We start from the raw sequence: 23,405 nt of genomic DNA, 5'->3' as shown, positions 1-23,405 counted from the left end.
GGCCGCCACGGCCGGTCACATCTCCGTCACCAGGCGGCTCTCCCAGGCCCAGGCGGCGATCTCGGTACGGTTCCGCAGCTGCAGCTTGTCCTGGATGTTGGCCACGTGGGCCTTCACCGTGCTCACCGAGATGAACAGTTCCTGGGCGATCTCCTGATTGGTGCGTCCCCGGGCGAGGCGCTTGATCAGCTCGATCTCCCGGTCGGTCAGCGGTGTCGCGGGCCGGCGCGGCGGTCGGACCGCGATCGGCCCGAACTGCTTCAGCAGCCGCATCGTGATCGACGGCGAGATCATCGCGTCGCCGGCGTGCGCCGCGCGCACCGCCTCGGCCAGCAGGGCCGGTCCCGAGTCCTTGAGGATGAACCCGACCGCCCCGGCCCGGAGCGCGCCGTGGACGTACTCGTCGAGGTCGAAGGTCGTGATGATCACGACCCGCAGGGGGTCGCGGACGGCGGCCCCGGCGAGCGCGCGGGTCACGTCGAGGCCGTCCAGCCGCGGCATCTGCAGGTCCACGAGGCAGACGTCCGGGCGGAGTTCGCGGGCGAGGCTGATCGCCTCCGGCCCGTCGGCGGCCTCGCCGACCACCGTGATGTCGGGCTGGCTCTCCAGCAGCAGCCGAAGGCCGCGGCGGACGATCGCCTGGTCCTCGGCGACGAGCACGCGGATGGTCATGACCCTCCCGGCGCGGGGATGGTGGCCTCGACCGTCCACCCGGTCGGTGTGCGCGGACCGGCGCTCAGCTCACCGCCGAGAGCGGCGGCTCGCTCGCGCATTCCGACCAGGCCGTGACCGTCGGGGCGGGCGCTGCGGCCCGGCTGTCCGTCGTCGGCGACGCACAACCGGATGGTCCGGCCGGCGTGGGCGAGGGTCACGGTGACGGTACGTGCGTCGCGCGCGTGCCGGGCCACGTTGGTCAACGCCTCCTGCACGATCCGGTAGATGCCGGCGGTGATCTCCGGCGGCCAGTCGGCCGGCGGCGGGCCGTCGGGCAGGTCGAGGGCCGCGCGGACGCCGGTGCCGTCGAAGCGGTCCAGCAGCCCGGCCAGCGAACCCGGCAGGGTTGGAAGCTCCGGCTGGTCGCCCCGCAGCAGCCGCACCACCTGTCGCACGGAGGCGAGCGCCTCGGCACCGGCCGTCTCGATCTCGGCCAGGGTCGCCCGGACGGTGGGCGGGTCGGCGTCGGTGGCGAGTTGCGCGACCTGAGCCTGGATGATGAGGCCGGTCAGGTGATGGGCCGCGACGTCGTGCAGGTCACGGGCGAGGGCCAGCCGTTCGGTACGCCGTACCTCGTCGACCATGGCCCGCCGCCGTGCGTCGCCGACCCGCCGCCACAGGCCCACGCTGACCGCGACCGCCCACCCGGCCACCATGATCTTCGTGGCCGTCAGCGCGTTCGGGACGTCCTGAGCCAGGTAGGTCGCGTACCGCTCGACGGTGCCGGCGGCAACCGCCGCGGAGCCGGTGGCCACCGCGACGGCACCCGCCGCCCCGGGCAGATGCCGCACCGCGGAGGCGACCACCACGAGGAGCGCCAGGCAGGCGATCGGGGCGGGCTGGCCCTGCCGGCCGGTCCGCCAGTCGATCAGCTCGGCGACCCCGCACAGGACGATGGCCGCAGCCGCCGCCGGCGCGGGAAACCGTCGTCGCAGCAGCGCCGCCCCGCACACCGCCGCCGTGATCAGCACCAGCGCCAGGCCCACGGGCCAGGACGGGCGGCGACTCAGCACCACCGCCACCTCGAGGGCGAGGCCGGCGGCGAGCAGCACCCCGAACGCGGCCTCGACCAGTACACCGGCCAGGCCGGCCCGGCGCCGGGTGATGCGCCCGCCGGCGAGAACCATGATGCCTCTCCTGCCCGATCCGCGGCAGCGCCTCGTCATCGCGGCCGCCGCAGCGGCGGCCGCTGCCACCACGTCACCCACCGCCACAGCCACTCGACCGGCCCCTGGTGGCACCGGCGCAGCCAGATTACCGACCACCCCCACTGCACACAGAGGACCGTCGCGGCGACCGCGACCACCCCGCCGACCGACCAGCGGTCCGCGTCGCCGGCCACGCCCGAGATCGCGAGCACGAGCACCGTGGCGGTCAGGTAGTTCGTCAGCGCCATGCGGCCCAGCGGCCGGAACACGGTGGTCAGCGGCCCGGCCAGCCGTGTCCTGAGCAGCAGCACCATCCCGCACACGTAGGCACCGGCGGTCAGCAGCCCGGCCGCCGGGTACGCGATCCGCGCCGCGGTGCCGTCCGCACGCAACTGGAGCACCGCGACGGGCACGGCCACAAGAGCGAAGACCAGCCCCAACCGGGCCGTGGTACGCGGACCCGAACCGATCCGTCCGACCACGCCGTACCGGGTCAGTGCCGAACCGAGCAGGAACAGGCCGGGAACCAACGAGTACCAGCCGCCGAACAGAGCCACCGACACCACGATGAGCACCCCGGCGGCGATCGCCACCACGCGACGCGGCAGCCACGTGGAGGGCAGCAGGACCAACAGGCCGAGCACGGCGTACACCGTGAGGATGTCGCCCTTCCACAGGACCAGGAAGTGGAGGAGGCCCACGGCCAGCAGCGCCAGCATCCGGCGCAGCAGCACCACTCGCGGTTGCCGGGCCCGCGCCCGCGCCGACTCGAACAGGAGCGCGAAGCCGACGCCGAACAGCACGGAGAAGATCGGAAAGAAACGCTGGTCGACCAGCAGGTGCAGCACTGTCGCGGCGGTCGTCTCCGGTAGCTGCGCGGTGCCGAGTTCGCCGCCGCGGTGGGCGATCGGCTTCACGTTCGCCAGCAGGATCCCGCACAGGGCGAAGCCCCGGAGCACGTCGAGCTCGACGACCCGCTTCCGCGCCGGGGCCTCTGCGGATCGTGGCCGGCCGAGGGCGACGACGTCGGCGTCTCTTACACCGTTTCGTGACATGCCCACAGCCTGGCCCGGGTGGCCGTCCCGGCCCCTCGGCCACAAGTTCACGCCGGCGCGCGAGCCGTCGTACTTTCGGCCATTCCCACGCATCGTGCACCACCACACGTTCGGCTCGCGGGCCAGGCGGGTCTCCGCGTCCGGCAGGGTGGCGCCGATCGAGGGTGGGCCACGCGACCGCTACCGGACGAGGCAGAACGGGTGGCCGGCCGGGTCGGTGAACACTCTGAAGCGTTCGCCGCCGGCGCTCAGCCGACGCGCACCCAGTGCCACGGCCCGTGCTTCGCCGCCGTCGAGGTCGTCGACCCAGAGGTCGAGGTGGGCCTGCTGGGGATGCGCGGGATCCGGCCAGCGGGGCGGCTCGTAGTCGTCGACCTGCTGGAACATGAGGCTCCTGCCGTCACCGGCGACGAGCGCGCCCTCGGGGCCGTCGTAGGTGACCGCCATGCCGGTGAGGTCGGCGTAGAAACGGGCCAGGGCCGACGCGTCGGGTGCGTCGATCGTCACCGCGAACAGCCGCAGCACCGGGCCCACCCCGTCGGCCCGGCAGAGGTCGAACGGGTGGCCCGCCGGGTCGGCCAGGGTGATCCAGGTGGGTCCGTCGGCCAGCCGGGTGGCGCCGAGGCCGACCGCCCGTTCGGTCATCGCCCGGGGATCGTCGGTCTGCAGATCGAGGTGGAACTGCTGCGGGTGCTCGTGCCCGGGCCACTGCGGCGCGACATGGTCGGGTGCGTGCTGAAACTCGATCTCCTGACCGTCCGGAGCCCGGAGGCCGAACCGGTCGGGGTCCCGGCGGACGACGTCCCAGCCGGTGAGCCCGGCGTAGAACGCACCGACCCGGTTGATGTCGGCCGCGTCGAAGATGGCCAGGTCCAGACGGGCTGTCACGGTGGTCATGGTCGCTTTCCCTCCCTTGCCGGCGGCCTTGGACGAACTCGCGGCGCTCCTCTCGCCGGCGCCGGGTGACCCGGCGCCGGCGAGATGGGATCAGGCCGGCTCGTCGGCCGGCGCGGTGCGCTGTTCCGGCACGTCGACGGTACGGCGGGGGCCGGTGAACCATTTCCGGGCCGAGGCGTACCACCAGACGGCCACGCCGAGCAGCACCCCGCCGATGGCGAGCGGGGCGTAGTTCACAGCCGTCCAGGTGAAGTCCGCGTTGCCCGGCACGCCGGCCGGCACGATGGGCAGCACGAAGTAGACGCTGATGATCGCGATCTCGATCACGGCGATCCAGCCGAGCAGCTTGTACCGCCGGCCCAGCGTCCACGGGCCCGGGACGAACCGGTCCCCCATCCGCAGCCGCAGGAAGATCGGGATGAGGAAGGACAGGTACAGGCCGATCACGGCGACCGAGACCACCGCGTAGAAGGCGACCGGCACGCCGGCCTTCTGGTAGAGCGCCGGCAGGGTGAGCACGAGCCCGGCCAGGGTGGCCGCGATGATCGCGTTGACCGGGGTTCCGTTGCGGTTCACCCGGGACCAGAGCCGCCAGCCCGGCACGGCACGGTCGCGGCTGAACGCGTACGCCATCCGGGACATCGAGGTCACGCAGCTCATCCCGCAGAAGAACTGGCCGATGGTGGAGATGATGATGACGGCCTTGAAGAAGAACGGGGTCAGCGCGGACTCGAAGATGGCCCCGGAGAAGCCGCCCGCCGAGTTGATGGCGTCCACGTCGGTGGCCGCGAAGAGGAACGCGAGCAGCAGGATCCAGCCGCCCACCGCGGAGTAGAAGATGGACCGCCAGAGCCCCTGGGCGGCGGCCTTCGAGGCGCCCCGGGTCTCCTCCGAGACGTGCGCGCAGGCGTCGAATCCGGTGATCGTGTACTGGGTGAGCAGGAAGCCCAGCGGCAGCACGTAGAACCAGAAGGTGAGCCCACCGGTGTCGCCGTCGCCGAAGCCGGAGTTGTTGAACCGCTCGGTGAAGACGAACTTGAAGCTCTGGTGGTCGTCCGGCACCAGCAGCAGGATGAGCACCACGGCGGCCGCGCCGGCCACGTGCCACCAGACCGAGACGTTCTGGAGTACGTCGATGATGTGGTGCCCGTAGATGTTGATGAGCCCGTGCAGGGCGAGGATCACCACGAACAGCCCGAAGGTCTGGTGCGCGGTGCCGGCCCACCCGTCGAAGAGCGCCGACAGGGTGAGGTTGAGGAAGGTGGCGCAGCCGTAGTCGACCGAGGCGGTCACGGCCACCAGGCCGATGAGGTTGAGCCAGCCGGTGAACCAGCCGTGCACCGGCCGCCCCATGGTGGCGGCCCACCAGTAGATGCCGCCGGCGGTCGGGTAGGCCGACACGAGCTCGGCCATGCAGAAGCCGATGATCAGGATGAACAGCGAGATCAGCGGCCAGCCCCACGAGATGGCGACCGGCCCGCCGTTGTTCCACGCCTGGCCGAACGTGGTGAAGCAGCCGGCCAGGATCGAGATGATCGAGAACGAGATGGCGAAGTTGGAGAAGCCGCTCCACTTGCGGTGCAGCTCCTGCTTGTAGCCGAGTTCGGCGAGCCGTCGGGCGTCGTCGTCCATGGGTTGCTCGGCGGTCGGCGCGGGCGTCGTGGCCACTGCACACCTCCTCGAGGTGGATTCCCCGGTGCGAGTGGGCAAAGTGTGATCCCGTCGATCAAGGCGGTCAATACGGCAGGCGTGGGAATCTCACGGCCGGCACGGCTAATTGCGTTGCCGCCCGAGGCCGTTCCGGGGCATCCTTGAGCCCGTGACCAGGCCCGATCGCGACGGGCCACCACCGGGCGCTCGGCAACGCCCGGCCCGCGGCGGCGCGAGGCGTCCACCTCTCTCTCACTGAAGTACGGCGGTTCGCCGTACCCCCGGACGCCCGCGCCGCCGCTCCCTACTCACGCCCAGAGCAGCCCGGCCACCCAGAGCACGGCGATGAGCAGCCCGGCCAGGAACTCGACCAGCATGGACAGCCCGGCCGCCTTGAGCGCCTGCACGGTGGCCGGCCAGGCGAGCTGGTTGCTGCCCAGCCGCAGCCGCTCGGCGCCCCAGATCCCGCCGACGAAGCCGATCGGCAGCCCCACCACCGGGATGACGAAGAAGCCGACCAGGCCGAGCAGTCCCCCGGCCAGCAGCGACGACGTGGGTACGCCGGTGCGCTTCAGGTTCCGCCCCGGCCAGAGGTACTTGACCACGCTGCCGCCGACGGCGACCACGGTGGCGGCGGCCAGCACCGCCCAGCGGCCCGGCCCGGCGTCGCCGAAGATCGCCCACACCAGCACCCCGGCCCAGCACAGCGGCAGCGCCGGCAGCCCGGGCACCACCACCCCGGCCAGGCCCGCCAGGATGGCCAGCGCGGCCACCACCGACACCACCGCCTGCGAATCGCCGAGGCTCACCGCGTCTCCTCCCGGGCCTGCGCCTGGCCCGCGCGCTGCTCCGGAAGGCGCGAGCGGGTCCCCTGGGTCCCTTCCTTACCCTCGAGCCGCCGCCGGATATCGGCCGCCGGCACCGGAGGGCCGAACCAGCGCCCCTGCCCGGTGTCGCAGCGCAGCGACCGCAGCCGCTCGGCCTGCTCCTCGGTCTCCACGGCCTCGGCGGTCACCCAGAGTTCCAGCGCGTGGGCCAGCCGGACGAGGGCGTCCACGATCCGCTCGTCGCGGTGGTCGGCGACCACGTCCGCGCCGTCGCCCCGGATCCCCTCGACGAACGGGCCGGCCAGCTTCAGGCAGTGGATCGGCAGCCGCCGCAGGTACGCCAGGTTCGAGTAGCCGGTGCCGAAGTCGTCGATGGCCAGCCGGATCCCGAGGTCCGCGAGCTGGTGCAGGGCGCGCAGCGACTCCCCGGCGGTGCCCATCACGGCGCTCTCGGTCAGCTCCAGTTGCAGCAGCTCGGCGGGGAGCCCCGTGCGCTCCAACGCCTCGGCCACGGTCTCCACGATGCCCGGGTCGTCGGCCTGCCGGGCGGCCAGGTTGACGTTCACCATCAGCCGCGCCTCCGGGTACGCCCGCCGCCAGCTCTCGGCGTCGCGGCACGCCTGCCGGAGCACCCAGGCGCCGAGCCGGACGATCAGGCCGGTCTCCTCGGCGAGCCCGATGAACCGGTCGGGCCCGATCAGCCCCAGCTCGGGGTGCTGCCAGCGGACCAGCGCCTCCACGGCCACCATCGAGCCGTCGAGCAGCGAGACGATCGGCTGGTAGTGCAGCAGGAACTCGCCCCGGTCCAGCGCGGCGGGCAGGTTGGCGGCCAGCGCCGAGCGGGCGATGTCGGCGGCGCTGCGCTCCGGGTCGTAGACCGCCCAGCGGCCGCGCCCCTCGGCCTTGGCCCAATAGAGGGTGGTGTCGGCCGCCTTCATGAGCTCTGAGACGCTGGTCTCGGCGGCCGGGCACTCCACGATGCCGATGCTCGCCGAGACGGCCAGCTGCTGGTCGCCGACGTGCACGGGGGCGGAGACCGCGGCCAGGGCCAGCTCGGCCACCTCCACGGCGTCGTCGAGGCCGCCGTCGGAGTCGACCAGGATGACGAACTCGTCGCCGCCCATCCGGGCCACCAGGTGGCCGCGGCCGGACACGCAGTCGGCCAGCCGCCGGGCGATCACCTTGAGCAGCCGGTCGCCCAGGTCGTGGCCGAGGCTGTCGTTGATCGCCTTGAAGCCGTCCAGGTCGATGAAGCAGAGCCCGACCCGCTGCTCCGGCGCGGCGGTGTCGAAGACCTGGCCGAGCGTCTCGAAGAAGAGGGTCCGGTTGGGCAGGCCGGTGAGCGGGTCGTGCAGCGCCTGGAAGCGCAGCCGCTGCTGGAGCTGGTAGCGCTCGGTGATGTCCTCGATCATCGCCACGGTGAACCGGGGGCGGCCGTCGTCGTGGCGGATCAGCGAGACGGCCAGGTCGGTCCAGACCACGCTGCCATCCTTGCGGTAGTAGCGCTTCTCCACCCGGGCGCTGTCCCGCTTGCCCTCGACCAGCTCCTGGTAGAGCTCCCACATGCCGGCGGCGTCGTCGGAGTGGAACAGCCCGTCGACGCTCAGCTCCCGAAGCTCGGCGGCGGTGTAGCCGAGCATGTCCGCGAAGGACTGGTTGACCTCGATGATCCGCCCGTCCACCCCGGCGATGCCGATGCCGATGGCCGCCCCGGTGAAGACCGCCCGGAACCGCGCCTCGCTGTCCCGCAACGCCTGCTCCACCGCGTCCCGGGCCTGCCAGGCCGAGCGGGCGATCCGCTCCTGCTGGCTGAACACCCGGTCGCGCAGCGCCCGGCCGAAGCCGGCGGCGAACGCGCCCTGCAGAGCGGCGATCCGCTCCCGCACCTCGGGCGGCTCGACCCGGGCGGGCAGCACCCAGGACAGGAAGCGGTCCCCGAGCGCCCGCACCGACCAGTCGAGCACCCCGGGCTCGGTGAGGTGCGCCTCGACCAGGGCCCGCCCGACGTCCTCCGCCGGCTGGGCGGAGAACACCGGGGCGAGCAGCGCCCGGCCGAGCCGGACGGTGTGCGCGAGCAGCAGCCGCTCGGTCTCGGCCGCGCTCAGCGGCACGAAACCGATGCGCCGCACCGCCCGGGCCCACTCGGCGGCGTACGCCGCGGCGCCCGGGCGGCTGAAGTCGTCCCCGTCGGGGTCCGGGGCGCGCATGTCGGCTCAGCCGGCCGTCCGGTCGTGCCGGGCGACGCCACCGAACGCCCCGAACCGCTCGGGGTGCTCGTCCACGTCGGACGGCGAGTCGGGCCGCCAGAGCGGCATGTGCACGACGCCCGGTTCGAGCACCGTCCAGTCGCCGAAATAGGAGGTGATCTCGGCCCGCGAGCGGAGGGTGATCTCGGTGGCGGTACGCGCCGACAGGCGCTGCGCGTCGAGCATCTCCTGCGGCTGGTCCTCGAACGTCGAGTGCGAGATGACCAGGAAGCTGCCGGGCGCCGCGGCGGACCGCAGGGTGGCCAGGATGTCGCCCGGCCGGTCCTCGTCGGGGATGAAGTGGACCACCCCGGCGAGCAGGATGCCGAGCGGCCGGTCGAAGTCGATCAGGCCGCTGGCCCGGGCCTGGTCGAGGATCAGCTTCGGCTCCCGCAGGTCGGCCAGGATGGCGGTGGCCCGGTCGTTGCCGGCGAGCAGCTCGCGGCTGTGGGCCACGGCGACCGGGTCGATGTCGACGTAGACGATGCGGGCCTCCGGGTTGGCCGCCTGGGCCACCTCGTGCACGTTGCCGACGGTGGGAATCCCCGAGCCGATGTCGAGGAACTGGTCGATGCCGGCGTCGAGCAGCACCCGGACGGCCCGGCGCAGGAACTCCCGCCCGGAGCGCATGGTCGCCGCCAGGTTCGGCGTCATGGCGGCGATCTGCTCGGCGAGCTGCCGGTCGATCTCGAAGTTGTGCGCGCCGCCGAGGAAGTAGTCGTAGACCCGGGCCGCGCTGGGCCGGCTCAGGTCGATCTCGGCGGGAAGTCCGTCCGGCGTCTGCATCGCTCGGTCCCCCAGGTCGTCGCCTCGGTGAGCGGGCGCCCGGACGCGGGCGGCCCGCATAGAGTGGTGTGGTCCACACCACTCTATGCGCGCACACCCACGAAGGGGATATCCACTCTCGACGGTGCGCCCGCCCGCCGTCAGGCCGCCGACTCCAGCAGCAGCGAGATCCCCTGCCCGACGCCGATGCACATGGTCGCGAGGGCCCGCCGCCCGCCCCGGCGGCGCAGCTCCAGCGCGGCGGTGAGGGCCAGCCGGGCGCCGCTGGCGCCGAGCGGGTGGCCCAGCGCGATGGCCCCGCCGTTCGGGTTGACGTGCTCGGCGTCCTCGGGCAGCCCCAGCTCGCGCAGCACCGCCACCGACTGGGCGGCGAACGCCTCGTTCAGCTCGATCACGTCGACGTCGGCGAGGCCCAGGCCCTGCCGGTCGAGCAGCTTGCGGGTGGCCGGGACCGGCCCGATGCCCATGATCCGCGGCGGCACGCCGGCCGCCGCCGCCCCGGTGACCCGGGCCAGCGGGGTGAGGCCGTAGCGCTCGACGGCCGCCGCGGAGGCGACCAGCAGGGCCACCGCGCCGTCGTTGACGCCGGAGGAGTTGCCGGCGGTCACCGTGCCGCCCTCGCGGAACGGGGTGGGCAGCGCCGCGAGCTTCTCCAGCGACGTCTCCCGGGGGTGCTCGTCGACCTCGACGAGCTTCGTCTCCCGCTTGCCGGCCGGCACGGTCACCGGCACGATCTCCTCCGCCAGCCGGCCGTCGGCCTGCGCCTTGGCGGCGCGCTGCTGGGAGCGGTACGCGAACTCGTCTTGCGCGGCCCGGTCGACGCCGAAGTCGGCGGCGACGTTCTCCGCCGTCTCCGGCATCGAGTCGATGCCCCACCCCTTCTTCATGAGCGGGTTCACCAGCCGCCAGCCGATGGTGGTGTCGTAGACCTCGGCGGTGCGGGCGAACGGGGTGGCCGCCTTCGGCATCACGAAGGGCGCCCGGCTCATGCTCTCCACCCCGCCGGCGATCAGCAGGTCGGCCTCCCCGGCCACGACGGCGCGGGCGGCGGTGGCGAGGGCGTCCAGGCCGGAGCCGCAGAGCCGGTTGACCGTGCTGCCGGGCACCTCCTCGGGCAGGCCGCCGAGCAGCGCGGCCATCCGGGCCACGTTGCGGTTGTCCTCGCCGGCCTGGTTGGCGCAGCCCAGGATCACGTCGTCGGTGCGGGTCCAGTCCACCGAGGGGTGGCGGGCGACCAGCTCGCGGATCACGTGCGCGGCCAGGTCGTCGGGGCGTACCCCGGCGAGGGCGCCGGCGTACCGGCCGATCGGGGTGCGGACACCGGCCACGAGGTATGCGACGGTCATCGGCGCTCAGTCCTTCGGGGGGTGGACGGGGGTGGTGAGGGGTCGCCCGCCGGGTCACGGGGGCACCCGGCGCCAGGATATCCGCGCCCGGAACGGATAGGTTGGCCGCATGGCCCGGGCCCAGTTCAGCGCAGAGACCGCCGGCGGCGGCGCGTTCGTCCGCCAGCCCAACCGGTTCACCGGTCGGGTCACCCCGCACTCCACCTCGCCGGAGGGCGGCGGGCCCGACGACCAGGGCCGCTGGCCGCTGGAGGCGGGCCGCTACCGGCTCATCTGGTGCCGGGCCTGCCCGTGGGCGCACCGGGCGCGGATCGTGCGCGGCCTGCTCGGGCTGGACGAGGTGATCTCGCTGGGCACGGTCGACCCGATCCGGGACGAGCGGGGCTGGCGGTTCAGCCTCGACCAGGACGGCTTCGACCCCGTTCTCGGCATCGGTTACCTCAGCGACGCCTACCTGTCGACCGACCCGGACTACACCGGCCGGGTCACCGTGCCGGCGCTGATCGACACGGTCACCGGCCGGGTGGTCACCAACGACTACCCGCAGCTCACCCTCGACTTCTCCACCGAGTGGCGGCGGTTCCACAAGCCGGGCGCGCCGGATCTCTACCCGATCGAGCTGCGCCCCGAGATGGACGCGCTCATGGCGGAGATCCACCGGGACGTCAACAACGGCGTCTACCGGTGCGGCTTCGCCACCTCCCAGGAGGCGTACGACGAGGCGTACCGGGCGCTGTTCACCCGGCTGGACGTGCTGTCCGAGCGGCTGTCCGAGCGGCGCTACCTCATGGGCGAGCAGATCACCGAGGCCGACGTGCGGCTGTTCACCACGCTGGTCCGCTTCGACGTGGCGTACCACGGGCACTTCAAGTGCAACCGGCAGAAGCTCACCGAGATGCCGGTGCTCTGGGCGTACGCCCGGGACCTGTTCCAGACGCCGGGCTTCGGCGAGACGGTCGACTTCGACCACATCAAGCGGCACTACTACGCCACCCACGAGATGATCAATCCGACCCGGATCGTGCCGCTCGGTCCGGATCTGTCCGGCTGGACCACGCCGCACGGGCGTGGCTGACCCCGGCGTCCTCCGGGCCGCCGCCGCGTCCGCCGCCGCCGGCTGCACGGTGGCCGGGGTGGTCGCCGTGACGGTCGCCGTGGTCGCCGGTCCCGGTCCGGGCCTGACCGGGTACGTCAGCGAGGCCGGCGTCACCGACAGCGGCTACGCCGGGGCGTACCGGATCGGGGTCTTCGCCCTGGCGGCGGCGCTGCTGCTGCTCGCCGCGGCCCTGCCCCCGGCGCTGCGCACGGCGGCCGCGCTGCTCGTGGCCGGCGCCGCCGGCACCGTGCTCTCCGGAGCGGTGACCTGCTCCACCGGCTGTCCGCTGCCGCCGTTCGAGGCCGCCACGGTGGCCGACCTGGTGCACGGTGGCGCGAGCATCGCGGCCACGGCCGCCGTGGTCTTCGCCATGCTGGCGCTCGTCCTCGCCCCGGCGGCGGGTCGCGCGCTGCGCCGGGTGGCCGCGGTGGGCGCGGCCCTGGCGCTGCCGCTGTCCGGCGTGATCGGGCTGGCCATGCTGCTGGCCGGCCGCGGCGCCCTGGTCGGGGTGCTGGAACGGCTGCTGCTCGCGGTGGCCGCCGGCTGGGGCCTGGCCACCGCCGCCGTGCTGGGTCTGGCGCACCGCCGATCGTGACGAACGGCGCGGATCGCCCCTGTAAGGAGCGTCACGCCTATCGCTCCTTCCACCTGGGAGCCGGCTGGGAGTAGCGTCGGCAGGCGATGACCAACGTCTGGCACCTCACCGTGCGCCTGTATGTCGACCTCCGACTGCAGGCCAGCGGCATCTGTCCGGCGCAGCCGCTCTCCTGACGCTGCCCCGTTCACCCACCACCAGACCCTTGGACACATCCCCATGGCTTCCGCCCTGCGTAAGTTCCCCTTTTCCGTGCAGATCCTGCTCGGCCTCGTCCTCGGCGTGGCGCTCGGCTTCCTCGCCCGCGCCAACGACGTCGCCTGGCTGACCAGCACCCTCCACACCGTCGGCGGCCTCTTCGTCCAGCTGCTCAAGCTGGCCGTGCCGCCGCTGGTCTTCACCGCCATCGTGGTCAGCGTGGTCAGCCTCCGCGGCGTGGCCAACGCCGCCCGGCTGGCGCTCAAGACGCTGCTCTGGTTCGGCATCACCGCCCTGATCTCGGTGGCCATCGGCATCGGCCTCGGCCTGCTCACCAACCCGGGCAAGGGCGTCACCCTCGACCTGGCCGGCGCCACCGCGCCGAAGAAGACCGGCTCCTGGACCGACTTCCTCACCGGCATCGTGCCCACCAACCCGGTCGGCGCGTTCGTCGAGGGCAACGTCCTCCAGATCGTCTTCCTGGCCCTCGTGATCGGCGCCGCCGCGCTGCTCATCGGCGAGGCCGCCGAGCCGTTCGTGACCCTCAACCGCTCGGTGCTGGCCATCGTGCAGAAGGCGCTCTGGTGGGTCATCCGGCTCGCCCCGATCGGCACCCTCGGCCTCATCGGCAACGCCGTCGCCTCGTACGGCTGGGACCTGCTGGCCCCGCTCGCGAAGTTCACCACGGCCGTCTACGTGGGCTGCGCCATCGTGCTGTTCGTGGTCTACCCGCTGGTGCTCGTGACCGCCGGCCGCCTCAACCCGGTGCGCTTCTTCGCCGGCGCCTGGCCCGCCATCGAGCTGGCCTTCGTGTCCCGCTCCTCGGTGGGCACCATGCCGGTGACCCAGCGCTCGGTCGAGCGCCTCGGCGTCCCCCGCGAGTACGCCTCCTTCGCCGTGCCGTTCGGCGCCACCACGAAGATGGACGGCTGCGCCGCCATCTACCCGGCCCTCGCCGCGATCTTCGTGGCGCAGGTCTTCGGGGTGCACCTGGGCGTCACCGACTACCTGCTGATCGCCTTCGTCTCGGTGGTCGGCTCGGCCGCCACGGCCGGCCTGACCGGCGCGATCGTCATGCTCACCCTGACCCTCAGCACGTTGGGCCTGCCGCTGGCCGGCGCCGGCCTCCTGCTGGCGATCGACCCGATCCTGGACATGATGCGCACCGCCACGAACGTGGCCGGCCAGGCCCTCGTGCCGACCGTCGTGGCCGCCCGCGAGGGCACCCTCGACCGGGCCGCGTACGACTCGGCCGGCAAGCGCGACCTGGTCGACGCCCCGGAGCGTGAGCAGCTCACGCCCGTAGCCGCCTGACCGACCGTGCCCCTCGGGGGGAGGGCTTCGGCCCTCCCCCCGACGCCTGTTGAAGGATGACCACATGAGTGCCCTCTTCACCCCGCTCACCCTGCGCGGCGTCACCCTGCCCAACCGGGTGGCGCTCGCCCCGATGTGCCAGTACAGCGCCGGGCCGGACGGCCTGCCCACCGACTGGCACCGCGTCCACCTCGGCTCGCGCGCGGTCGGCGGCGCCGGACTGATCCTCACCGAGGCGACCGCCGTGGTCCCCGAGGGCCGGATCAGCCCGCAGGACACCGGGCTCTGGTCCGAGGCGCACGTCGAGGCGTGGCGACCGATCACGGCGTTCATCGCGGCCCAGGGTTCGGTGCCCGCCGTGCAGCTCGCGCACGCCGGGTTCAAGGCGTCGACGTACCGGCCGTGGGCCGAGCACAAGGGCGGCGTGCCGGACGCCGAGGGCGGCTGGACCCCGGCGGGCCCCGGCGCCGAGCCGTTCCTGCCGGGCTACCGCACCCCCACCCCGCTCGACGAGGCCGGCATCGCGGGCGTGGTCGAGGCGTTCGCCACCGCCGCCCGCCGGGCGCTCGACGCCGGCTTCGCCGCCGTGGAGATCCACGCCGCGCACGGCTACCTGCTCCACGAGTTCCTCTCCCCGCTCACCAACCACCGCACCGACGGCTACGGCGGCGACCGCGCCGGCCGGATGCGCCTGACCCTGGAGGTGGCCCGGGCGGTCCGCGCCGCGGTTGGCGAGGCCGTGCCGGTGCTGACCCGCATCTCCGCCACCGACTGGGTGGACGGCGGCTGGACCGTCGAGGACAGCGTGGTGCTCGCCGGCGAGCTGGCCGCCGCCGGCGTGGACCTCGTGGACACCTCGTCCGGCGGCGCCGCCGCACGGGCGAGCATCCCGCTCGGCCCCGGCTACCAGGTGCCCCTCGCCGCCCGGATCCGCCGCGACGCGGGCGTGCTGACCGGCGCCGTCGGCCTGATCGTCGAGCCCGAGCAGGCCGAGCAGATCGTCGAGAGCGGTGAGGCGGACCTGGTCCTCCTCGGCCGGGAACTCCTCCGCGACCCGTACTGGCCCCACCGCGCCGCCGCCAAACTGACCAGCACCCCGACCTGGCCCAACCAGTACACCCGAGCCTTCTAACCCACCCCGCCCGCTGCCTCGGGCCTCGGCGTTGATCATGAGGTTAGCGGCAGAATCCGTCCGATTTGTCGCCGCCAACCTCATGATCACCGGGGTGAGGGTCCAGATCTTGGTGAGTTGCCGTTCGCCGCGAACGGTAAGTCGCCAAGATCCGGCAGCGGGGACGCGGAGGCCCGGGCGCACCGGCGGGAGCGGGTGCACCAGGAGAGCACCGAACGGCAGGCTGAGTCGTTGGCGACATCAGCTCGACAGCGGGTGTGGGGTGGTGCCGTGCCCGCGTCGACCATCGGGCCGGTGGCTCCGATGCAGGCCCGGTACACCGGGCGGTGCGCGCGGGAAACGTCAGCCGGCCAGGTGGCCCCAGCGGGACTCCAGGTCCCGCCACGGGCCCTGGGCCGCCACCGTGCCGTCGACCAGGACCACCACGTGGTCCGCGCGTACCAGCGCCGCCCGCTTCGCGGTCGAGCCGACCACGGTCACCCCGTGCTCGCGCAGCGCCGCCCACAGCGCCAGCTCCGTCGTCACGTCCAGGGCGGACGAGACGTCGTCGGCGACCAGCAGTTCGGTACGCGGCGCGAGCGCCCGGGCCAGCGCCAGCCGCTGGAGCTGCCCGCCGGAGAGCCGGGTGCCCTTGTGGCCGATGAGCAGCCCGAGGCCGCCCCCGGCGGCCGCCAGGTCGTGGTCCAGCTGGGCGGTCGACACCGCGCCGGCCGCGTCGACCTGGTGCCCGAGCGCGATGTTGTCGGCGACCGTGCCGGAGAGCACCCGGGGCAGCTGCCCCACGTAGCCGACCTGGTTGGGACGGAGGAACAGCTCCGGCTCGGTGACCGGCTCGCCGTTCCAGCGCAGCGCGCCCGTGTGGTGCACGATCCCGGCGAGGGCCCGCAGCAGCGACGACTTGCCCGCGCCGACCGGCCCGACCACCAGCACCAGCTGCCCGCGGTCGACCGTCAGGTCGACGTCCCGCACGGCGAGGGTGCCGTCGGAGTGCAGCGCGCCGAAGCCCGTCAGCTCCAGCCGCCGCAGCGGGTGCCGTGGCGGCGGTTCCGGCGCCGGGGCGGTGCCGCCGGCCAGGTCCAGCCCGGGCACCGTCGCCGAGTACGTGGCCACCCCGCTCATGGCGACCGTCCGCCGGGTCCACACGCGGGCCGACGGGTAGTGCGAGACCAGCGAGGCGGTGGTCCAGGCGAACCAGCGGGCCGCGCCGAGCGTGGAGACCGCCACCAGGGTGGCGCCGGCGGAGAGCCCGCCGGCCAGGTAGAGCGCCCAGGCCCCGATCGGCAGCAGGCCGCTGGCGATCGACGGGGTGGACCGGGCCCACACCTGCATGGCGATCTCCCGGCGCTGCCGGTCGCTGCGCACGGTGTCCAGTCTCGCGAGGTGGTGCAGCACCGGGCGGGTGGCGCCGGCGAGCTTCACCGTGCGGGCGGCCGACAGGGAGGAGACCAGGGCGGTGGCGAAGGCGGCGCGCGCCTTCACGGTGCCGGCGGCCGTGCGCTCCAGGCGGGGCCCGAACAGCGTCGCCGCCAGCCCGGAGACCACCATGGTCCCGACGAAGAACAGCGCTGGTACGAAGCTGCCGGTCACCAGGGTCATGGTGATCACGATGGCCAGCGAGATGAACTGGTCCATGAGGTTGTCGGCGAGCTGCACGACCCGGTCGGTGTCGCCGCCCTGGGCCACGACCTCGGCCGGGGTGTGCCCGCTGACCCGGCGCGCCCCGGTCTGCCCATGCACCAGCCGTGCGCTGATCCGCAGCATCTGCCGGATCCACCACTGCGGGAACCAGAGGTTGGTGAGGTACGGCAGCGGCAGCACCACCAGCAGCGCGGCGACGATGCCCAGCGCCGGCAGCCACGGGTCGCCCCCGCCGACCACCTCGGCCCAGAGCCAGGGCAGCACCGAGCCGTCCAGCCCGAGCAGGGTCAGCACGATGAACACGCCGATGGAGAGCAGCCCGTACCGCGGGTCGTTGGTGCCGAGCCGCAGGATCTCCCGCAGGGTGCGCGCGGGCGGTGGGGCGGGCAACGGCGGCGGGTCGGTACGCGGCACCGCGACCGGGCGCGGCGCGGTGGCCGGGGCGGCCGGTTCGGCGGGCTCGTCGGGCCAGCCGTCGGGACCGTCGAGCAGCTCGACCCCGCCGCGGCGGGCGCCGGCGCCCGCGTAGGCGCTGGCGTGGCTGGTGGCGAGCAGCTCGGCGAAGCGGGCCGACTCGCGCAGCGGACCGGCCTCCAGCACGGCGCCGTCGGCCATCACCACGACCTCGTCGCAGCGGCGCACCGAGGAGAGCCGGTGCGCGATGACGATGCCGATCCGGTCGGTGAGCAGGCGTTCCGTGGCCTGGCGTACCCGGTTCTCGGTGACCGGGTCGAGCCGCGCGGTGGCCTCGTCGAGGATCACCACGTGCGGGTCGCGGACCAGGATCCGGGCGAACGCGACGAGCTGCTCCTGCCCGGCGGAGAGCACGTGCCCGCCCTCGCCGAGCCGGGTGTGCACCCCGTCGGGCAGCTCGGCGATCCAGCCGGCAAGCCCCAGCTCGCCCAGCGCCCGGGTGGCGTCGTCGAGCAGGTCCGGGTCGAAGAGCGCGACGTTCTCGGCGAGGGTGCCGGCCAGGATCTCGGTGCGCTGCGGCACCACGGCGATCCAGCGGCGCAGCGCCTCGACGTCCAGGTCGACCAGGTCCGTGTCACCCAGGAACACGGTGCCGCGAGGCACGTCCACGGCCCGGGTGAGCACCTTGGCCAGCGTCGACTTGCCGGATCCGGTGCGGCCGACCAGGGCGTACGACCGGCCGCGGGCGAAGCTGAGCGTGACGTCGCGCAGCGCCGGGCCCCGGTCCTCGCCGGTGGTGGGGTAACGGAAGGTCAGGCCGCGGACCGTCAGGTCCCCCTCGGCCGGGACGGCGCCGCCGCTCGGCTCCTGCCGCGAGTCGGCGAGCAGCTGGACCCGGGCCCACGCGCCGAGCGCCTGCTGCAGGTGCGGCACCCAGCGGGCGATGTGCTCGACGGTCGCGCCGAACGCGAGGGCGAGCAGCCAGATCGCGGTGAGCCGGGCGGCGTCGACCCGGCCGGTGGCCAGCGCCCACGCCCCCGACAGGACCACGGCGGCGATGCCGACCCGGACGCCACCGGCGGCCAGCGCGGTGACCCGGGCGGACAGCCGGAAGACGCGCCCGCCCCGGGAGATCACCTCGGCGGCCCGCTGGGCGTAGAGGCGCAGCACGTACGGCCGGGCCAGGCTGGTGCGTACGTCGTCCTGGCCGTGCACCGCCTCCTCCATGACGGCGGCCAGGTCGGACCAGGCCTCCTCCTCCACCATCCGGGCCGGGGCGATCCGGGCGGTGGGCCGGCGCAGCGCCACGCCGAGCAGGGCGGTCAGCAGGATCATGCCGACGCCCGCCGGCCACCAGACGGCCAGGGCGCTGATCGTGGCGAGCAGGCAGACGGCGACGCCCTGGACGAGCCGTACGCCGGTGTTCCGCATCTCGGCGGCGACCTGGTAGACGTCGTTGTCGATCCGGTCGAGCAGCTCGCCGACCGGGGTGGTCTCCAGGGTGGGCAGGTCCTGCCCGAGCGCGACCCGGCAGAGCCGGCGGCGGACGTCGGCGGACCAGTCGGCGGTGAGGCCGGCCATCAGCAGGCCGATGAGCAGGTCGGTGACCACGGCGGCGACCAGCGCCACGGCCAGCGCGGCGAACCAGCCGGACGACCGGTGCACCAGCACGGGCCCGGCGAGCGCCGAGGCGGCGGCCTGGCCGCCGGCGCCGAGGATGATCAGCAGCAGGACGGCCGCCATCCGGCGCGGTGCGGTGGCCCAGAGGTCGCGGAGCAGGCGCATGGACAGTCCTCCGGACTCGGGTCGGTGGGGGCGGTGCCCCCAGCCTCACCCCGCCGGGCCTCGCGGCTCAAACGATTTACCGCCGCCGGGTCACGTCTGGGCGACCCGGCGGACGATGCCGAGCAGCGCCTCCTGCACGTCCTCGATGGGCCGGTCCGGCTGGAAGACCAGCCAGTCCACGGCCACCACGAGCCCGACGCCGAACAGCGCCGAGCTGGCCGTGCGCACGTCCAGGTCGGCGGGGAGGTCGCCGCTGGCCACCCCGGCGCGTACGGTCTCCGCGATCACCTCGATGGCCTCGCCGCGCAGCAGCCGCAGGGTCTGCTGCCACTCCCGGTTGGTGCGCCACATCTCCGAGAGCAGGAGCTGGGCGAAGGCCCGGTAGCGGCGGATGTAGTCCAGCTCCGCGCGCACCAGCGCGGCCAGCGCCTCGCGCGGTGGCAGCCCGGCGACGGCGGCCCGGAACTCGGCGGTGAGCAGGCCGATGCCGTGCCGCAGCAGCTCCTCGAAGAGGACGGTCTTGGATTCGAAGTTGTAGTAGACGGTGCCCTTCGCCACGCCGGCCCGGGTCGCGATGTCGTCGACCGTGGTGGCCGAGAAGCCCTGCTCCGCGATGAGTTCCACCGCGGCCACGAAGAGGCGCTGCCGGGTGTCCTCCCGCCGGCGGGTCCGTCCGTCCGTCACCCGCCCATCCTCACATGGTCAGTTCGGGGTGCAGTTTGGCCGGGGTGAGCCGGCGGGAGCGGCGGGCCGCGCCGACGGTGAGCGCCAGGGCGCCCGTGCCGAACGCGAGCAGCACCAGCGCCCCGGTGACCACCGGACCGGCCGGCCCACCGTTGATCGTGTGCCGGAGGCCGCCCACCACGTACGTCATGGGGAGCCCGGGGTGGATGGCCTGGAAGAAGCCGGGCGAGGTCTGCACCGGGTAGGTGCCGCCGGACGAGGTGAGCTGGAGCATGAGCAGGGCCAGCGCGGCGAGCCGGCCGGCCGGGCCGAGCGCCACCCCGAGCAGCTGCATGATGGCGGTGAACGCCAGCGAGGTGAGCGCGAGCAGCCCGAAGGTCGCCGGTCCGTGCCGCGGGTCGAGGCCCAGTGCCAGGGTGACCACGGTGTACAGCACCGCGACCTGGGCCAGCCCGATCGCCGCGGCCGGCAGCCAGCCGGCGAGCACGACCCGCCAGCCGGGTGCGCCCGACATCACGTGCCGCCGGTTGACCGGCCGCAGCAGCATGTAAGTGATCATCGCGCCGACCCAGAGCGCCAGGGCCAGGAAGTACGGGGCGAAGCCCACCCCGTACGAGCCGGCCGGGTGGTCGGAGTGGCGGATCAGCCCGACCGGGTCGCCGAGGATGTCGGCGCGGCTGCCCGCGTCGTCGTACCCGGGCAGCTTCTTCTCCCCGGCGGCGAGCCCGTCGGCGAGGTCCCCGGCGCCACCCTCCAACTTGGTCAGCCCGTCGGCGAGCCGGTTGCTGCCGCTGCTGAGCTGGGCCAGGCCGCCGTCGAGCTGCCGGGCGCCGGTGGCGAGCCGGTAGAGGCCGCCGCGGAGCTGGTCGGCGCCGTCCGCGGCGTCGCCGAGCCCGTCGCGCAGCTCCGCGCTGCCCTGGGCGAGGGTGGTGAGCCCGGCGGCCAGCTGGTCGACCTTGGCCCGGGCGGAGGCCACGTCGTCGGCCAGGTGCGGCGCGGCGGCGGCTACCTCCCGGGCGGTCCGTGCGACCTCGGTCATCTGCTTCTTCAGCGCGGCGAGGTCGGTCTTGTCGAGCGCGCTGACCATGGCCTGGGCCGCGGCGACCGTCCGGTCGGCGGCCGTGCGGGCGGCGGCCAGGTTCGGGTCGTCGGCGAGTTCCGGGTGCTCCCGCACCAGCGCGTCGAGCCGGTCGCGCACCTTCTCGGCCTGGCCGACCACCTCGTCGGCCTTGGCGGGCAGCGCGTCGAGACCGCCGGCGAGTGCCTGGGCGCCCTCGGCGACCAGCGTGGCGGCCCGCTCGATGTCGGCCGCGTTCTTCCGGAGCAGCGGCTCGTACCTGTCGGCGGCGGCGTCGACCTGCTTGGCCGCGGCGCGGGTTTCGGTGGCCGCCCGGTTGGCGCCGTCGGCGATCTGCGCGGCCCCGGTGTAGAGCTGGTCCAGGCCGGTGGCGAGCTTGGTCGCGCCCTGCACGGACGTGTTCAGCCCGCTGGCGAGCTGCCCGGCGCCGTCCTCGGCGGTGCCCAGCCCGTCGGCGAGCTGCCCGGCGCCCTGCTGCGAGGTGTCGAGCCCGTCGTGGATCTTCCCGGCGCCGTCCGCGGCCCGGCCCGTCTCGGCCTTGGCGTCGGTGAATCCGATGAGCATCTTGTCGAAGTACGACGCGGCCGTGCTCTCCGCCGCGGCGGCTCGGATCTCGCTGAACGCCGAGCGGGCGAGCAGCCCGGAGAGGTAGTTGGTGGCGTCGTCGTTGACCACCTTCAGCTCGCCGCGGCGGGCCGGCCGGTCCGGCTCCGGGCTGGCGGCCAGGGTGGCGGAGAAGTCCGCCGGGATCGAGAAGACCAGGTGGTAGCGGCCGTCGCGGAGCCCGTCGGTGGCGTCGTCCGGGTCGGTCACCGTCCAGCCGAAGACCTTCCGGTCGAGCAGTTCGTCGGTGAGGTCGCGGCCGGCGTGCACCTCGCTGCCGTCGCTGGCCTTCGCGGGCCGGTCGGCGTTGACCAGGGCGACGGGGATCCGGTCGAGGTTCCCGTACGGGTCCCAGAAGGCGTAGAGGTAGAGGGCGCCGTAGAGCAGCGGGATGACGGTGAGGACGGCGAGCGCGGCGCGCGGCAGCCGCCCGCGGGTCATCCGGCGCAGCTCGAACAGGGCGAGTCGTACGACGCTCATGCGGTCACCTCGGGGGTCAGGGCCGGTGCGGGCAGGGTCGGGTCGCCGATCCGGTGCGCGATCGCGCGCACGCCCGGCTCGACGGCGCGGGCGCTGGCGACGACGGCGTACCCCTGGTCGGCGAGGCGGTTCAGGGCGCCCCAGATCCACGCCCGTTCGGGCGCGTCGGCGCCGGCGTCCACGTCGTCGGCGACGATCAGGTTCGGGCCGCCCAGGCTCGCCAGCACGAGTCCGAGCACCTGCCGCTCGACGGGGGTGAGGTCGCGGCCGTACCGGTCGGGGTCGAGCGGGGCGTCGGTGAAGCCGGCGCCGGCGATGGCGGCGGCGAAGGCGTCGCGGCGGTAGGCCCGGCGGGCCCGCACGGCGGCGACCGGGACGAGCTGCCGGCGGCGGCGCGGGACCGGCCCGAGCAGCAGCAGGCGCTCCTGGATGTGCTCGGCGACGGTCAGCGTGGGGTCGGGCTCGTGCACCCCGGCCACCTGCCCGAGCGCGGCCGGGCCCCGGCGGCGCAGCTCGCCGTGGGTGTGCGGGAAGTGCCCGGCCAGGGCGAGCAGCAGTGAGGTGCGGCCGCTGCCCGGCGGGCCGGTGACCGCGTGCAGCTCGCCGGCCTCAGCCGTGAGGTCGACGTCGCGGTAGACCCAGCCGCGGCGGGTGCGCAGCCCGAGCCCGCTGGCCTCGACGATCTTCATGGCACGTGTCCCGACTTCTAGACTGACTGGTCAGTACAAAAACATGCCCAGCATAGCGTCGGGTGTCCGGTTCGAGGCAAGACGACGTCGCGTGATTCCGGCCATGCCGCCGGGGCGGGTGATCACCGGCCCTGCCGCAGAGCGGCGACGTCAGAACAGCACGGTGGCGAGCGTGCCGACCGGGCGGAAGCCGCAGCGCTCGTAGACCCGGCGGGCGGGCAGGTTGAAGTCGTTGACGTAGAGGCTCACCGTGGGAGCGACGCGCTCCAGCGCGTCCCGCACGACGGCCGCCATGGCGGCGGTCGCGATGCCCCGGCCCCGCCACTCCGGCGCGACCCAGACCCCCTGCACCTGCGCGGTGCGCCGGGTGACCACGGCCAGCTCGGCCTTGAAGACCACCTTGCCGTCCACGAACCGGGCGTAGGCCCGCCCCGCGCGCACCAGGTCGCCGACCCGCCGCCGGTAGCCGCGCCCGCCGTCCTCGGCGAGCGGCGACACCCCGACCTCCTCGGTGTACATCGCCACCGCCGCCGGGAAGAGCCGGTCGACCTCACTGCCGCGCACCCGGCGCACGTCCGGGTCGGGCGCCACGGCGGGCAGGGCGTCCGTGGCGAGCAGGGGCTGGTTGGGGCGTACGTCCCGGGCCGGCCCCCAGTGCACCGAGAGGCGGTCCCACAGCCCGAGCACCGCGTCGGCACGGCCCACGATCGAGGAGCAGAGCCGCTCCTCGGCACTCAACTGGTCGGCAAAGGCCTCCACCGCCGACTCGGAGGCGAGCACCGGGGTCAGGTTGCCGCCGAGCCAGCAGATCGACTCCAGGTTGCGGCGCGAACCGTAGCCCAGGATGCGCCCCTCGGCCCGCCACCAGGCCAGCCCGCGCGCCGCCACCCGCTCGGCGACCTGCGCGCCGGCGTAGGGGTCGAGGTCGAGCAGCCGCTCGACCGCACGGCGCTCCGACTCCCCGAGTTGGCGTACCGGCACCGTGAGCACGGATACCAGCCTGCCAGATGCACCCCCGCCCGCGCGGGCC

The 23,405-nt window shown here is 74.1% G+C and carries 17 protein-coding genes and 1 pseudogene; 4 read left to right on the top strand and 14 right to left on the bottom strand.

Features of this window, described 5'->3' with window-relative positions; all coding sequences use genetic code 11:
* Positions 1-15 precede the first annotated feature (15 nt).
* The 9 genes from GCE86_RS01380 to pcaF form a co-directional block, all read right to left on the bottom strand.
* Positions 16-672, bottom strand: a complete 657-nt coding sequence (locus tag GCE86_RS01380) for a response regulator (RefSeq protein ID WP_154225213.1) — start codon at positions 670-672, stop codon at positions 16-18.
* Entirely contained in the window at positions 669-1,841 is a 1,173-nt protein-coding gene (locus GCE86_RS01375) for a sensor histidine kinase (protein WP_154225212.1), read from the bottom strand. The genes GCE86_RS01380 and GCE86_RS01375 overlap by 4 nt, the downstream gene beginning before the upstream one ends.
* A gap of 35 nt (positions 1,842-1,876) precedes the next feature.
* Positions 1,877-2,917 carry a DUF418 domain-containing protein gene (locus GCE86_RS01370; RefSeq protein WP_154225211.1) on the bottom strand — a complete coding sequence of 347 codons (1,041 nt, stop codon included), beginning with the start codon at positions 2,915-2,917 and terminating at the stop codon, positions 1,877-1,879.
* Between the two features lie 180 nt (positions 2,918-3,097).
* Positions 3,098-3,814, bottom strand: coding sequence for a VOC family protein (locus tag GCE86_RS01365; protein ID WP_163636818.1), 717 nt, complete (start codon positions 3,812-3,814; stop codon positions 3,098-3,100).
* Between the two features lie 90 nt (positions 3,815-3,904).
* Positions 3,905-5,482: an amino acid permease gene (locus GCE86_RS01360; RefSeq protein ID WP_154225210.1), complete on the bottom strand. Its 1,578-nt coding sequence runs from the start codon at positions 5,480-5,482 to the stop codon at positions 3,905-3,907.
* A 290-nt stretch (positions 5,483-5,772) separates the two neighbouring features.
* Positions 5,773-6,273, bottom strand: coding sequence for a DUF456 domain-containing protein (locus GCE86_RS01355; RefSeq protein WP_154225209.1), 501 nt, complete (start codon positions 6,271-6,273; stop codon positions 5,773-5,775).
* Positions 6,270-8,498, bottom strand: coding sequence for a putative bifunctional diguanylate cyclase/phosphodiesterase (locus GCE86_RS01350; protein WP_154225208.1), 2,229 nt, complete (start codon positions 8,496-8,498; stop codon positions 6,270-6,272). The genes GCE86_RS01355 and GCE86_RS01350 overlap by 4 nt, the downstream gene beginning before the upstream one ends.
* Before the next feature lie 6 nt (positions 8,499-8,504).
* A complete protein-coding gene (locus tag GCE86_RS01345) occupies positions 8,505-9,323 on the bottom strand; it encodes an SAM-dependent methyltransferase (protein ID WP_154225207.1) in 819 nt (272 codons plus the stop codon).
* A gap of 140 nt (positions 9,324-9,463) precedes the next feature.
* Complete coding sequence (gene pcaF / locus GCE86_RS01340; protein WP_154225206.1) at positions 9,464-10,669, bottom strand: 3-oxoadipyl-CoA thiolase; 1,206 nt, start codon at positions 10,667-10,669, stop codon at positions 9,464-9,466.
* Between the two features lie 109 nt (positions 10,670-10,778).
* Between pcaF and GCE86_RS01335 the strand changes: the two are divergent.
* The 4 genes and pseudogenes from GCE86_RS01335 to GCE86_RS01320 all read left to right on the top strand — a co-directional run bounded on the left by GCE86_RS01335 (position 10,779) and on the right by GCE86_RS01320 (position 15,004).
* Positions 10,779-11,815, top strand: a pseudogene (locus GCE86_RS01335) (glutathione S-transferase family protein).
* On the top strand, positions 11,794-12,360 hold the full coding sequence (locus GCE86_RS01330; protein ID WP_420846468.1) for a DUF998 domain-containing protein: 567 nt from the start codon (positions 11,794-11,796) through the stop codon (positions 12,358-12,360). The pseudogene GCE86_RS01335 and the gene GCE86_RS01330 overlap by 22 nt, the downstream one beginning before the upstream one ends.
* Positions 12,361-12,591: 231 nt before the next feature.
* Entirely contained in the window at positions 12,592-13,872 is a 1,281-nt protein-coding gene (locus tag GCE86_RS01325) for a dicarboxylate/amino acid:cation symporter (protein ID WP_204342363.1), read from the top strand.
* A 64-nt stretch (positions 13,873-13,936) separates the two neighbouring features.
* A complete protein-coding gene (locus tag GCE86_RS01320) occupies positions 13,937-15,004 on the top strand; it encodes an NADH:flavin oxidoreductase/NADH oxidase (protein WP_154225202.1) in 1,068 nt (355 codons plus the stop codon).
* A gap of 342 nt (positions 15,005-15,346) precedes the next feature.
* On the opposite strand, the gene GCE86_RS01315 is transcribed toward GCE86_RS01320, so the two are convergent.
* The 5 genes from GCE86_RS01315 to GCE86_RS01295 form a co-directional block, all read right to left on the bottom strand.
* Positions 15,347-18,841 (bottom strand): ATP-binding cassette domain-containing protein, encoded by a 3,495-nt coding sequence (locus tag GCE86_RS01315; protein WP_154225201.1) that lies wholly within the window; start codon positions 18,839-18,841, stop codon positions 15,347-15,349.
* A gap of 90 nt (positions 18,842-18,931) precedes the next feature.
* Entirely contained in the window at positions 18,932-19,525 is a 594-nt protein-coding gene (locus tag GCE86_RS01310; protein WP_154225200.1) for a TetR/AcrR family transcriptional regulator, read from the bottom strand.
* A gap of 10 nt (positions 19,526-19,535) precedes the next feature.
* Positions 19,536-21,686, bottom strand: a complete 2,151-nt coding sequence (locus tag GCE86_RS01305; protein WP_154225199.1) for a YhgE/Pip domain-containing protein — start codon at positions 21,684-21,686, stop codon at positions 19,536-19,538.
* The gene (locus GCE86_RS01300) at positions 21,683-22,375 is read right to left on the bottom strand and encodes an ATP-binding cassette domain-containing protein (RefSeq protein WP_154225198.1); all 693 of its coding nucleotides are present in this window, start codon (positions 22,373-22,375) and stop codon (positions 21,683-21,685) included. Before GCE86_RS01300 ends, GCE86_RS01305 begins: the two co-directional genes overlap by 4 nt.
* Before the next feature lie 150 nt (positions 22,376-22,525).
* Positions 22,526-23,365, bottom strand: a complete 840-nt coding sequence (locus GCE86_RS01295) for a GNAT family N-acetyltransferase (protein WP_154225197.1) — start codon at positions 23,363-23,365, stop codon at positions 22,526-22,528.
* Between the last annotated feature and the right edge of the window lie 40 nt (positions 23,366-23,405).

The organism is Micromonospora terminaliae, from assembly GCF_009671205.1.
Classification (GTDB): Bacteria; Actinomycetota; Actinomycetes; order Mycobacteriales; family Micromonosporaceae; genus Micromonospora; species Micromonospora terminaliae.
This window is presented reverse-complemented; position numbering and strand designations above follow the sequence as displayed.

What these genes read in the sequence shown, in the direction of transcription:
- GCE86_RS01380 (WP_154225213.1), bottom strand. Translation starts at nt 672, where the DNA reads ATGACCATCCGCGTGCTCGTCGCCGAGGACCAGGCGATCGTCCGCCGC.
- GCE86_RS01375 (WP_154225212.1), bottom strand. Translation starts at nt 1,841, where the DNA reads ATGGTTCTCGCCGGCGGGCGCATCACCCGGCGCCGGGCCGGCCTGGCC.
- GCE86_RS01370 (WP_154225211.1), bottom strand. Translation starts at nt 2,917, where the DNA reads ATGTCACGAAACGGTGTAAGAGACGCCGACGTCGTCGCCCTCGGCCGG.
- GCE86_RS01365 (WP_163636818.1), bottom strand. Translation starts at nt 3,814, where the DNA reads ATGACCACCGTGACAGCCCGTCTGGACCTGGCCATCTTCGACGCGGCC.
- GCE86_RS01350 (WP_154225208.1), bottom strand. Translation starts at nt 8,498, where the DNA reads ATGCGCGCCCCGGACCCCGACGGGGACGACTTCAGCCGCCCGGGCGCC.
- GCE86_RS01345 (WP_154225207.1), bottom strand. Translation starts at nt 9,323, where the DNA reads ATGCAGACGCCGGACGGACTTCCCGCCGAGATCGACCTGAGCCGGCCC.
- pcaF (WP_154225206.1), bottom strand. Translation starts at nt 10,669, where the DNA reads ATGACCGTCGCATACCTCGTGGCCGGTGTCCGCACCCCGATCGGCCGG.
- GCE86_RS01320 (WP_154225202.1), top strand. Translation starts at nt 13,937, where the DNA reads ATGAGTGCCCTCTTCACCCCGCTCACCCTGCGCGGCGTCACCCTGCCC.
- GCE86_RS01315 (WP_154225201.1), bottom strand. Translation starts at nt 18,841, where the DNA reads ATGCGCCTGCTCCGCGACCTCTGGGCCACCGCACCGCGCCGGATGGCG.
- GCE86_RS01305 (WP_154225199.1), bottom strand. Translation starts at nt 21,686, where the DNA reads ATGAGCGTCGTACGACTCGCCCTGTTCGAGCTGCGCCGGATGACCCGC.
- GCE86_RS01300 (WP_154225198.1), bottom strand. Translation starts at nt 22,375, where the DNA reads ATGAAGATCGTCGAGGCCAGCGGGCTCGGGCTGCGCACCCGCCGCGGC.